The organism is Shinella fusca, assembly GCF_014203155.1.
Taxonomy (GTDB): Bacteria; Pseudomonadota; Alphaproteobacteria; order Rhizobiales; family Rhizobiaceae; genus Shinella; species Shinella fusca.
Window position 1 is genome coordinate 136888 of the sequence record NZ_JACHIK010000011.1, and the last position, 12060, is coordinate 148947.

Sequence of the window (12060 nt, forward strand, 5' to 3'; positions counted from 1 at the left end):
CAATCCTGCCCCATGACAGGCCATCGGTTGGTTCCGCAGGACCGGCCCATCCGGCCTGCTGGAAAGGCAGCGGGCGCTTCCCGTCAGGAAGCGCCCGCTGAAATGTCTTAGCGGCGAATGCCCAGCGAAGCGATCAGCTTCGTGTAACGGGATTCGTCCTTCTTCTTGAGGTAGTCAAGAAGCGAGCGGCGGCTGGAAACCAGCGTCAGAAGACCACGACGGGAGTGGTTGTCCTTCTTGTGGTCCTTGAAGTGGCCGGTCAGGTTGTTGATGCGCTCGGTCAGGATCGCGACCTGTACTTCCGGCGAACCGGTGTCGCCTTCCTTGGTGGCGTATTCCTTGATCAGCGCAGCCTTGCGCTCGGCAGTGATCGACATCGAGATGTCCTTTCATGAATGGGAACCAAAGTCGCCAAAAGCCGGGATGTCGTCCAGCGATGGCCGTGAAGGCAAGCGGGCGGGCCCGCATTGCTGGCGTGCCTATAAACCATTCGCCGCCGAAAGAAAAGGGCCGTTCTAGCGCTGCTCCGCCGGCTGGCCGGGCGCAAGCGCGCGCACGTCGCCCGCCTTCGGGCAGACGACATAGGCGCCGAACACCCAGCCGAGCCGTTCGCCCTGCCGCGTCACGAAAAGCCAGGGCTTCGTGCCGATCTTCTTCTCCTCGATCACCTCCAGCCGCGTGCCGTTGCCAAGCGTCGTCACGATCGTTCCGTTGGGCGCCGAGCGCACGTTGAGCGGCGTGCCGGTCGGATCGTCCACGAGGCATTCGCCAACGGCGACGGCGGGGAACGCTGCGGCGCAGAGGATCGCCGCGGCGGCGGCACCCTTGAGGAGAAGGGTCATGGAACGCACCTTCGGGGTTTTCCGGAAGGAAACGGCGGCATCATTTGGCGCCGTTCCCGTCATGGGCGTGGTCCTCGCGCAGGCGGGCGAGCGGGATCGTCACCCGCCATTCGATGCCGTCGTCATGCACGATGAAATCCAGCTTGGCATCGAGCGCCATGCCGAGCATGCGTTCCAGCACGACGCTGCCGAAGCCCTTGCGGCTTTCGGCGATCGCCGCCTTGTCGATCGTCGCACGGCTTTCCCGCCAGATAAGGTTGAGGTCCTCGCCGGACGTCGCCCAGGTCAGCGAGACGTTGCCGGTCTCGTTGGCGAGCGCGCCGTATTTGGTGGCGTTGGTCGACAGTTCGTGCAGCGCCATGCCGAGCGTCTGGGAGGCCTGCGGGTCGAGCAGCACGGCGGGCCCGCGGATGCGCACCCGGGCCGCGTCGTCCGGCGTGAAGGGCTTCAACTGGTTCTTCGCCAGTTCCATCAGGTTTACGCCCTGCGTCGCGTTGGCGATCATCAGGTCGGTCGAGCGCGCAAGGCCGGCGACGCGCTTGCGGAAGGTCTCGGCGAAGTCGAGGGCGTTTTCCGCGCCCGCCGCCGACTGGTTCAGCATGGCCTGGATGACGGTGAGCTGGTTCTTGGAGCGGTGCGCCACCTCGCGCATCAGGAAGCGCACCTCGTTCTCCGACTTGACGCGCGCATCGGCCGCTTCGGACAGCGCCCGCGAGACGGTCTCGAGCTCGGAAATGGCATAGCGGCGCATTGCGATCCGCTCGCCGTGGCCGAGCCGGCGCGCATCGGTGGCGAGCAGCCGCACGTCGCGGGAAAGGACGCGCGCGATGCCGAACGCGCTCACCGCGGCAAGCGCGGCGAAGACCGCCCCGCCGATCGTCAGCCACAGGAAGGAGGAGACGGCGGGGGCCTGCACGTCGGCGGACTTTGCCCAGGCGATCATGCGCCAGCCGGCGAGCGAGGAGAATTCGGTGACGACCTGGTAGTTGACGCCGCCCTCCCGCATCTTGCTGACGCCGAGGCGGAGCGAGGGAACGACCTTGAGGAAGAAGGGCTTGCCCGTCTTCTGCGTCTCGTCCGTCGAGACGATGACGGTGCCCTGCGTGTCCAGCACCGCGGCGTTCCAGCCCGGCGACAATATATCGGGATTGACCGCGCGCCGCAGCGCCTCGGCGTTCTTCGTCAGCGTCAGCAGCACATGGCGGCCGTTGTGAAGGCGCATCGGCAGGTAGACGTTGAACACCCATTGCTGCGCTGTCTTGCCGAAGAAGAGATCGGAGACCATGCGCTCGCCGCGCGCCAGCGCCTGCCCTGCCGAAGAGGGCTCCGATGCCGCACCCAGCGGCGTGCCGTAGGGAACGCGCGTGTTGAGAAGCTGGCGCATCGTCTCGTCGATGACGAGGAAATAGATGTCCGTGCCTTCCAGCGCCTTCGACGCCTGCCGGTAGAGGCCCGCATAGTCGGGCTCGCGCAGGCTCTCGGAGGTCGACAGGAAATTAAGCGTCGAGAACATGCCGGAGATCTCGCGCTCGACGGCCCGGTTCACGGCGCCCGTGGAGGTGCGCAGCAGCGATTCGAAGATGCGCTCCTGCGCTTCGTTGGTGCGCTTGAGCACCACGATGGAGAAGAGGAAGGCGGGGATGACGACGACGAGGATGAGGCAGACGAGATAGAAGGCAACCGGGTGATGCATGCGCCGGCGGGCCTGGACGGGGCTGTCGCCCCCTTCCGCCCGTCTGGCGGATGCCGTTCTGTCAGTCGGCGCAATCGTCAACGACCAGCCCTTTCACCCTTCGCCGGAGCGGCCGCGGCGGCAACGCGCCGTCCCGGCCCGCCGTCAAGCGAACCTCGCCGGCCCATAAAGCCCTCAGCTTGTGGTGAAATCAAGTCGGGAGCCGTTGGTTCCAACCCCCGAATTCTTGCGTATGCGGCAAAGGCCTCAGCTCGTGAAAACGCGCTTCGGGCGGAATTCGCCGCCGCCGATCTCGCCGATGGCGACCAGCTTGCCGCGCGCGGTGGCATAGGCCTCGTCCGCCGACACCGGCGCATCGCGGCCGCGCACGATGATGGGATTGCCCATGCGCAGGCGGTGCGCCTGGTCGTCGTTGACGACGATCTGCGGCAGGCTGGAGAGTGCTTCGCCGGTGTCGATCAGGAAGGCGTCGAGGGCGGCAAGCCGCTCGGCCTCGTCCTCGATCCCTTCCAGCGCCGTGAGATCGGCGAGCGGCACCATGTCGTCCTCGCCGAAGGGCGCGACGAAGGTGCGGCGCAGCGCCGAGATATGGCCGTAGCAGCCGAGCTCGCGCCCGAAATCGCGGGCGAGCGCGCGCACATAGGTGCCCTTGCCGCACTCGACCTCGAAGCGGGCCGTGTTCTCATCCGAGCCGATCAGCGTCAGGCGGTGGATCTCCACCTCGCGCGAGGGGATTTCGACGGTCTCGCCGTCGCGGGCAAGGTCATAGGCGCGCTCGCCGTCGATCTTGATGGCGGAGAACTGCGGCGGGATCTGCTGGATGACGCCCGTATAGCCGCCGAGGATCGCCTTGATCGCGTCGGCGGTCGGGCGCGTGTCGGAGGTGCGCGTCACCTCGCCTTCCAGGTCGTCCGTCGAGCGCTCCTCGCCCCAGGTCACGGTGAATTCGTAGATTTTCCGGCCGTCCATGACGTAAGGAACGGTCTTGGTGGCGTCGCCCAGCGCAATCGGCAGCATGCCGGAGGCGAGCGGATCGAGCGTTCCGGCATGGCCGGCCTTCTGCGCCTTGAACAGCCACTTGATCTTGGAGACGGCCTCGGTCGAGCCGAAATCGAAAGGCTTGTCGAGGATCAGCCAGCCGGAGACCGGCCGGCCCTTGGGTTTGCGGGGCTTGGACATCGTTATCCTGGAATATCTTACTGTTCGTCGCCGTCTTCGGCGTCAAGATCGCGAGCGACTTCCGGCGAGCGCAGGAGATCGTCGATCTTCTTGTAATTGTCGAAGCTGGTATCGTCGCGGAAGCGCACGTCCGGCATGTACTTCATCTGGCGAAGCTGCGGGCCGAGCCGGCCGCGAATGAACTTCGCATTGCGGTTCAGCGCCTCGATCACAGCCTCGTGGTCCTTGACGCCGAGCGGCGTCACATAGGCGGTCGCGTGCTTGAGGTCCGGCGACATGCGCACTTCCGAAATGGAGATCACGGTCTTTTCGAGAAGCGGGTCGCGCACCTCGCCGCGCTGGAGGACCTGGGTGATGGCCGCGCGCACCTGCTCGCCCACGCGCAGCATGCGTTGCGACGGCGCCGAGGATGTTGCTCTGGTCATGATGGTCACCTTCAAAAAAATGCGAGCGCCGAAAAGGTCCGGCGCTCGCATGATACGCTTTTCGCGAGACGCTTACAGCGTGCGCGTGACGTGCTCCACGCGGAAGCACTCGATCTGGTCGCCTGCGCGGATGTCCTCGTAGTTCTCGAAGGCCATGCCGCATTCCTGGCCGACATTGACTTCCGAGACCTCGTCCTTGAAGCGCTTGAGCGTCTTGAGCTTGCCTTCGTGGATGACGACGTTGTCGCGCACGAGGCGCACGCCCGCGCCGCGCTCGACCTTGCCTTCGGTGACGCGGCAACCGGCGACCTTGCCGACCTTCGTGATGTTGAACACCTCGAGGATCTCGGCGTAGCCGAGGAAGGTTTCGCGGCGCTCCGGCGAGAGGAGGCCCGACATCGCCGCCTTCACGTCATCCACCAGGTCGTAGATGATGTTGTAGTAGCGGATCTCGATGCCCTGGCGCTCGGCGAGCGAGCGGGCCTGTGCGTTCGCACGGACGTTGAAGCCGATGATCGCGGCGTTGGACGCCTCGGCAAGCGAGATGTCCGATTCCGTGATGGCGCCGGCGCCCGAATGGACGATGCGCACGCGCACTTCGTCGGTGCCGAGCTTTTCCAGAGCGCCGGCAATGGCTTCGATCGAGCCCTGCACGTCGCCCTTGATGAGCAGCGGGAATTCCTTGAGGCCGGAATTCTGGAGCTGGTTCATCATCTGCTCGAGCGAGCCGCGCGAACCCGACTGGCGGGCCACCTGCTTTTCGCGGGCGAGGCGCTGGCGGTATTCCGAGATCTCGCGGGCGCGGCTTTCGTTCTCGACCACGGCGAACTTGTCGCCGGCGGCCGGCGTGCCGGAAAGGCCGAGGACCTCGACCGGCATGGAGGGGCCGGCTTCCTTGACGTGATCGCCCTTGTCGTTGACGAGCGCGCGCACGCGGCCCCACTGGTCGCCGGCCACGATGATCTGGCCGGGCTTCAGCGTGCCCGTCTGCACGAGGACGGTGGCGACGGCGCCACGGCCGCGGTCGAGCTGGGCTTCGACGACGACACCTTCGGCGGTGCGGTTCGGGTTGGCCTTGAGGTCGAGGATTTCGGCCTGCAGGAGGATCGCTTCGAGCAGCTTGTCGAGGTTCGTGCCGTTCTTGGCCGAGACTTCGACGTCCAGCGTCTCGCCGCCCATGGATTCGACGAAGACCTCGTGCTGGAGGAGTTCGGTGCGAACCTTCTGGGCATTGGCGGCCGGCTTGTCGATCTTGTTGATCGCCACGATGATCGGAACACCCGCCGCCTTGGCGTGGTTGATGGACTCGATCGTCTGCGGCATCACGCTGTCGTCGGCGGCGACCACGAGGATCGCGATGTCCGTCGCCTGCGCGCCGCGGGCACGCATGGCGGTGAACGCGGCGTGGCCGGGCGTGTCGATGAAGGTGATCTTGTTGCCGTTCTGCTCGACCTGGTAGGCGCCGATATGCTGCGTGATGCCACCGGCTTCGCCGGCGACCACGTTGGCATGGCGGATGGCGTCGAGCAGCGAGGTCTTGCCGTGGTCGACGTGGCCCATGATGGTCACGATCGGCGGACGCGATTCCAGATCGCCTTCCTCGTCGGCAACGTTGAAGATACCTTCCTCGACGTCGGATTCCGAAACGCGCTTGACGGTGTGGCCGAATTCGCCGGCGATGAGTTCGGCCAGGTCGGCGTCGATCAGATCGCCGGGCTTCATCATCTGGCCTTCCTTCATCAGGAACTTGATGACGTCGACGGCGCGTTCGGACATGCGCTGCGACAGTTCCTGGATGGTGATGGTCTCCGGCAGAACGACTTCGCGCATGACCTTCTCGCGCGTCTCCTGCATCATGGAGCGCTTGAACTTCTCCTGGCGGCGGCGCATGGCCGACAGCGAGCGGCCGCGCTGCGTGCCGTCCTCGTCGGTCGAGGCGGTCGTCAGCGTCAGCTTGCCCTGGCGGCGGCCGTCATCGGTCTTCGGGCGGGCCGGCGCCTTGGCCGGTTCCGGACGCTTGACGGCGCCGCGGTTGGCGGGCGCACCGCCACGCGGGCGCTTGTCGTCTTCCTCTTCGGCATCGCGGCGGCCACGGCCGGCGACGGCGGCCGGCGTGGAGACCGGGACGCGCCCCGGCTGCGGGCGCGCATCGGCGGCGGTTTCCGCGACGGCGGGCCGTGCCGCCGGCTGTGCGGCGGCGACCTCTTCCACGGCAGGAGCCGGCGCTGCGGCCTCGGCGGCGCGGCGCTCGGCCTCTTCCTTCTCACGGACGAGGCGGGCTTCTTCCTCGGCCTTGCGGCGAGCTTCCTCTTCCACCTTGCGGCGGGCCTCGTCCTCGGCGCGCTGGCGCGCTTCGGCGGCGTCGCGGATCTGCGCTTCGGCAAGCGCGCGGCGACGGGCCTCGACCTCTTCGGCTGAAAGCTGGTTCAGCACGACGCCGACGCGCGGACGGCCCTGGTCGGCCTGCGGGGCCTGACGGGAGGGCTGCTGCACGGGGCGCGACTGCTGCGGCTCGGGCTGGCGCTGCTGCACCGGAGCAACGGGCGTCACGGGGCGCTCGTCTTCCGGGCGATTGATGCGGCGCTTGCGGGTTTCGACCACGACGGCCTTGGTGCGGCCACGACCCATGTCCTGGCGCACGGTCCCCTGCTGAACCCCCGAGGGCTTCAGCGTCAGGGTCTTCTTGCCTGCCACGCTGATCGTCTTGTCGTCTTTGTTGTCGGTCATTCCGTTCCGTTCCTAATCAGGGCCGGATGCGGATCGGACCCTGTCGTTCGATTGTGTTCGTCCAATGCGAATGCGGCCGGCGCCAAGCCGGTGACCGCGTCATTGGTTCGGCTGGCCAGCGCCGCCATGTGCTCCCACCCGGGCGCCGCCCCGGTATTTTTCGAGCATGATTGCGCGCTTCACTACACCCTCACCCGCCTGCCCTGCAAGCGCTGCGGCATGGATAAAAGCATTCTGGCCCAAAAGCTCCTCCAATTCGCCTTCCGAGAAGAGCCTGAAGGAGGGTATTTCCGTTTCGTCGTCGGTCAGGAAGCTCGCTGCCTTCCGCGCCTGGTCTATCTTTCTGACGCCGTCGGCAGCCGCGTCCGCCGCATGGAAGACGGCAAGGGCGGCCAGAGACCGCACCGCCTGATCCACCTTCGTCGAGCCGGTGACGAACTGGCCGGCCTTGCGCGCCATGTTCATCATGCCGCCGAGCTGGGCCGCCAGAAGCCGGTCCACCTCGGCCCCGAGCTCGGGGCCTGCCTTCGCATCGGCCCGAAGGGCGCGGGCGAAGAGCTTGCGGGCCACCGCCTTGTCGACGATCGCCCGTTCGGCCTTCACCCAGCAACCACGTCCGGGGAGTTGACGCTTGAGGTCCGCGACGACGCTGCCGTCGGGGCCGGCGACGAAGCGGATGAGATCATCCGCTTCCCCGCTTTCGCGCGTCACGATGCACATGCGCTCGTTCACGCCGTCGTCCTTCTTGCCCATATAGGTTCCCGTTCCTGCCGACGCAAACCGCAACGGGGCGGGCGGCATGTCAAACCCTCAAGGACGCCGGTCAGGCGTCCTGTTCGGCGCCTTCCACGACCGGCTCTTCCTCGGTGGCGAGATCCTCTTCCGTGATCCAGCCGGCCGCAAGGCGGGCCTGCACGATCATGGCCTCGGCCTCGGCGCGGGAGACCTCGAACTTCGAGAACAGGCCCTCGAACTTCTTCGTCTCGCCGTCCTTGCGCTCGGTCCAGCCGACGAGGTCGTCGGCCGCGCAGCCGGCGAAGTCTTCCATCGTCTTGATGCCGTCCTCACCGAGGGCGACGAGCATCTGGCCCGTCATGCCGTCGATCTGGCGCAGTTCGTCGGCAACGCCGAGCTCCTTGCGCTTGGCATCCATCTCGGCCTCGATGCGGTCGAGATATTCGCGGGCGCGGGTCTGGATCTCCTGGGCCGTGTCCTCGTCGAAACCGTCGATGGACGAGATTTCGTCGAGGTCGACATAGGCGACTTCCTCGACGGCGGCAAAGCCTTCGGAGGCGAGGACCTGGCCGACCATCTCGTCGACGTCGAGGGCATCCATGAAGAGGTTGGTGCGCTCGTTGAATTCCTTCTGGCGGCGCTCGGATTCCTCGGCTTCCGTCAGGATGTCGATATCCCAGCCGGTGAGCTGCGAGGCGAGGCGCACATTCTGGCCGCGGCGGCCGATGGCGAGCGAGAGCTGCTCGTCCGGCACGACGACCTCGATGCGCTCGGCGTCTTCATCCAGAACCACCTTGGCGACTTCCGCCGGCTGCAGGGCGTTGACGATGAAGGAGGCCGGGTCCTGGCTCCACGGGATGATGTCGATCTTCTCGCCCTGAAGCTCGCCGACGACGGCCTGCACGCGCGAGCCGCGCATACCGACGCAGGCGCCGACCGGATCGATGGAACTATCGTTCGAGATGACGGCGATCTTGGCGCGCGAGCCGGGGTCGCGGGCAACCGACTTGATCTGGATGATGCCGTCGTAGATTTCCGGCACTTCCATGGTGAAGAGCTTCACCATGAACTGCGGATGGGTGCGCGACAGGAAGATCTGCGGCCCGCGCTGCTCGCGGCGCACGTCGTAGACATAGGCGCGCACGCGGTCGCCGTAGCGCATGTTCTCGCGCGGGATCATCTCGTCGCGGCGGATGATGCCTTCGCCGCGGCCGAGGTCGACGATGACGTTGCCGTATTCGACGCGCTTGACCGTGCCGTTGACGATCTCGCCGATGCGGTCCTTGTATTCGTCGTACTGGCGGTCACGCTCGGCCTCGCGCACCTTCTGCACGATGACCTGCTTGGCCGACTGGGCGGCGATGCGGCCGAAGTCCATCGGCGGCAGCGGGTCGGCGATGAAGTCGCCGAGCTTGGCGTCCGGGTTGCGGTCGCGCGCCAGTTCCAGCGGGATCTGGGTGGAATAGTCCTCGGCGTGCTCGACGACTTCCAGCAGGCGCTGGAGGCGGATTTCGCCGGTCTTGGAATTGATGTCGGCGCGGATGTTCGATTCCGTACCGTAACGCGAGCGGGCCGCCTTCTGGATGGCGTCGGCCATCGCGGCAAGCACGATCTCGCGGTCGATGACCTTTTCACGGGCCACGGCATCCGCGATCTGCAGAAGCTCAAGCCGGTTCGCACTGACTGCCATTGTCTCAGGTCTCCATGGTCGGGCCGGGGCCTAGCCGCCGGCCTGTCGGGAGCGGCGCGCCGCTCCGGTTCCGTCCTCTCCGCTCCGCCGCTCTCGGCGAAGCGCACTCACACTTATTCTTCGTCGTCGCCGTCTTCTTCGTCGTTCTGGTTCGCGGCCTGCGCGGCCTTCGCCTTCTTGTCGGCGGCCAGCGCGTCGCGGATCAGCTCGTCGGTCAGGATCAGCCGGCCCTCGGCAAGCGCCGTGAAGGGGATGACGACCACCGGCTCGTCGCCGGGGGCGGGCTGGTCCCGCTCCAGCGTGAAGCCGTTCTCGTCGGCCGCGACGATCTTGCCGCGGAAGCGCTTGCGCCCGTCGACCAGGATCGACGTCTCGCATTTCAAAAGATGACCGAGCCAGCGCGTGAAGTCCGACTTGCGGACCATCGGCCGGTCGATGCCGGGCGAGGAGACCTCCAGATGATACGCCTTGTCGATCGGATCCTCAACGTCGAGCACCGGCGAGATGGCCATCGAGACCTGCTCGCAGTCCTCCACGGTCATGGTGCCGTCCGGCCGCTCGCACATGATCTGCAGCGTCGCGCCGTTCTGCGCCGAAAGGCGCACGCGCACGAGCTGGTAGCCGATCTGCTCGATGGTCGGCTCGATGATGTCGGCGACGCGCCGGTCGAGGCCGGTCTCGACGATCAGCCGCGGCTCGACGGCGGTGTTTTCTGCCTGGGTCGTGTCGTTCATGACATGCCCTCCCGGGATGTTCGTTATCATGCGCTCGATCGGGGCAATAAAAAAGAGCGGGTCCTTGCGGGCCCACTCTTCATCTGACGATCAAGAATTTGCGGCTGATATAGACCCACTTCGCCGCGAATGCAAGGTCGGCGGCAAATCCGCCTGTGGGCGGGCGCATCTACCTGCACGTGGCCGGGTTGCCGCAATTTCCCGATGGACTAGATTGCCCCTTGAAACCGCGTCGAGAAAGAGTGCCCGCCGTGCCGGATCGCAAGTCCCCCCTCGCCCCCTTTCGCAACGAGACCTATCGCCTGATCTGGGCCGCCAGCCTCATTTCCAATTTCGGCGGGCTCGTGCAGTCCGTCGGCGCGGCCTGGATGATGGCCTCCATCTCGCCTTCGGCCAACATGGTGGCGCTGGTGCAGGCCTCCACCTCGCTGCCGATCATGCTGTTCTCCGTCGCCGCCGGGGCGCTCGCCGACAATTTCGACCGGCGCAGGCTGATGCTGTCGGCCCAGTGTTTCATGCTGGTCGTCTCCATCGCCCTGACGCTCTGTGCCTGGCAGGGCCTCATCACGCCCTGGCTGCTGCTGACCTTCACCTTCCTCATCGGCTGCGGCACCGCGCTCAACAACCCGGCCTGGCAGGCCTCCGTCGGCGACATGGTGCCGCGCGAGGACCTGCCGGCGGCCGTCTCGCTCAACAGCATGGGCTTCAACATCACCCGCAGCGTCGGGCCGGCCATCGGCGGCGTCATCGTGGCGGCGGGCGGGGCGGCGGCGGCCTTCGCCGCCAATGCGCTCAGCTATTTCGCCCTCCTCTACGCGCTCTTCCGCTGGAAGCCGAACGTGCCGCGCAGCGCGCTGCCGCGCGAGGATTTCGGCCGCGCCATCTCGGCGGGCCTGCGCTACGTTTCCATGTCGCCGAACATCTGCAAGGTGCTTTTGCGCGGCTTCGCCTTCGGCCTTGCCACCAGCTCCATCCTCTCGCTGCTGCCGCTCATCGCACGCGACATCGTCTCGGGCGGGCCGCTGACCTACGGCATCCTGCTCGGCTGTTTCGGGCTCGGCGCCATCGGCGGGGCGCTGCTGAATGCGAGCGTGCGCGAGCGCTTCTCCAGCGAGACCATCGCGCGCCTCGCCTTCACCGGCTTTGCCGTCAGCGCATGCGTTTCGGCCCTCAGCACCTCGGCGCTGCTGACCGGTGCGGTGCTGCCCATTGCCGGCGCCTCCTGGGTGCTGGCGCTCTCGCTCTTCAACACGACGGTGCAGCTTTCCACGCCGCGCTGGGTCGTCGCCCGCGCGCTTTCGCTCTACCAGACCACCACCTTCGGCGGCATCGCCGCCGGAAGCTGGATCTGGGGCGCGACGGCCGACACGCACGGCGCGCAGACCGCGCTCATCGCCTCGGCGGTGACGATGATCGCCGGCGCCGCCCTCGGCCTGCGCTTTTCGCTGCCGGAGCTCGAAAGCCTCAATGTCGATCCGCTGGGCCGCTTCAGCGAGCCGGACCTGCCGCTCGACCTCAAGCCGCGCAGCGGCCCCATCGTCATCCTCATCGATTACGAGATCGACGAGAAGGACATTCCCGAATTCCTTGAGACGATGACCGAGCGGCGGCGCATCCGCATCCGCGACGGCGCGGGCCAATGGGCGCTGATGCGGGACCTGGAAAACCCCACCGTCTGGACCGAGACCTACCATGTGCCGACCTGGGTGGAATATGTGCGCCACAATCAGCGCCGCACGCTCGCCGATGCCGCCAACGGCGAGAAGCTACGGCTCCTCCACCGCGGCGCGGACGCCCCGCGCGTCCATCGCATGATCGAGCGCCAGACCATCGTTCCACATCAATACGAGCGGTTCAAGCAGCAGGTGGTGGTACACTGACCCATCTGTTTGTTTTGCGCATTTCCGGACGCAGAACCGCTGCACACTTTTGCTGGAAATGCTTGTCTTATGACTTTCTGCGCCGGACGGGCGAATATGAACCGCTGCGAGAGGGTTGCCTCCCTCTCTCAGCGGCGAGGGTCGGATCGTTGAAT

The 12060-nt window shown here is 66.5% G+C and carries 10 protein-coding genes; 1 reads left to right on the forward strand and 9 read right to left on the reverse strand.

The genetic code is table 11. From position 1 onward, the window contains the following. Window positions 1-107: 107 nt before the first annotated feature. The 9 genes from rpsO to rimP all read right to left on the reverse strand — a co-directional run bounded on the left by rpsO (window position 108) and on the right by rimP (window position 10025). Entirely contained in the window at window positions 108-377 is a 270-nt protein-coding gene (rpsO, locus tag HNQ66_RS16285; RefSeq protein WP_184145223.1) for a 30S ribosomal protein S15, read from the reverse strand. Window positions 378-515: 138 nt separating this feature from the next. Next, complete coding sequence (locus HNQ66_RS16290; RefSeq protein ID WP_210308789.1) at window positions 516-842, reverse strand: SH3 domain-containing protein; 327 nt, start codon at window positions 840-842, stop codon at window positions 516-518. A 40-nt stretch (window positions 843-882) separates the two neighbouring features. After that, a complete protein-coding gene (locus HNQ66_RS16295) occupies window positions 883-2535 on the reverse strand; it encodes a sensor histidine kinase (RefSeq protein ID WP_184145225.1) in 1653 nt (550 codons plus the stop codon). 246 nt (window positions 2536-2781) lie between these two features. Beyond that, on the reverse strand, window positions 2782-3714 hold the full coding sequence (truB, locus tag HNQ66_RS16300) for a tRNA pseudouridine(55) synthase TruB (protein ID WP_184145226.1): 933 nt from the start codon (window positions 3712-3714) through the stop codon (window positions 2782-2784). A 17-nt stretch (window positions 3715-3731) separates the two neighbouring features. Then, the gene (gene rbfA / locus HNQ66_RS16305) at window positions 3732-4139 is read right to left on the reverse strand and encodes a 30S ribosome-binding factor RbfA (protein WP_184145227.1); all 408 of its coding nucleotides are present in this window, start codon (window positions 4137-4139) and stop codon (window positions 3732-3734) included. A gap of 72 nt (window positions 4140-4211) precedes the next feature. Next, the gene (gene infB / locus HNQ66_RS16310) at window positions 4212-6866 is read right to left on the reverse strand and encodes a translation initiation factor IF-2 (protein WP_184145228.1); all 2655 of its coding nucleotides are present in this window, start codon (window positions 6864-6866) and stop codon (window positions 4212-4214) included. A 99-nt stretch (window positions 6867-6965) separates the two neighbouring features. Continuing rightward, window positions 6966-7619 carry an RNA-binding protein gene (locus tag HNQ66_RS16315; RefSeq protein WP_184145229.1) on the reverse strand — a complete coding sequence of 218 codons (654 nt, stop codon included), beginning with the start codon at window positions 7617-7619 and terminating at the stop codon, window positions 6966-6968. Between the two features lie 70 nt (window positions 7620-7689). Next, window positions 7690-9291, reverse strand: coding sequence for a transcription termination factor NusA (nusA, locus tag HNQ66_RS16320; RefSeq protein ID WP_184145230.1), 1602 nt, complete (start codon window positions 9289-9291; stop codon window positions 7690-7692). Between the two features lie 113 nt (window positions 9292-9404). After that, window positions 9405-10025 carry a ribosome maturation factor RimP gene (rimP, locus tag HNQ66_RS16325; RefSeq protein WP_184145231.1) on the reverse strand — a complete coding sequence of 207 codons (621 nt, stop codon included), beginning with the start codon at window positions 10023-10025 and terminating at the stop codon, window positions 9405-9407. A gap of 251 nt (window positions 10026-10276) precedes the next feature. Here rimP and HNQ66_RS16330 point away from each other — a divergent pair, with 251 nt between their 5' ends. Then, a complete protein-coding gene (locus HNQ66_RS16330; RefSeq protein WP_380779894.1) occupies window positions 10277-11905 on the forward strand; it encodes an MFS transporter in 1629 nt (542 codons plus the stop codon). The last annotated feature ends 155 nt before the right edge of the window (window positions 11906-12060 follow it).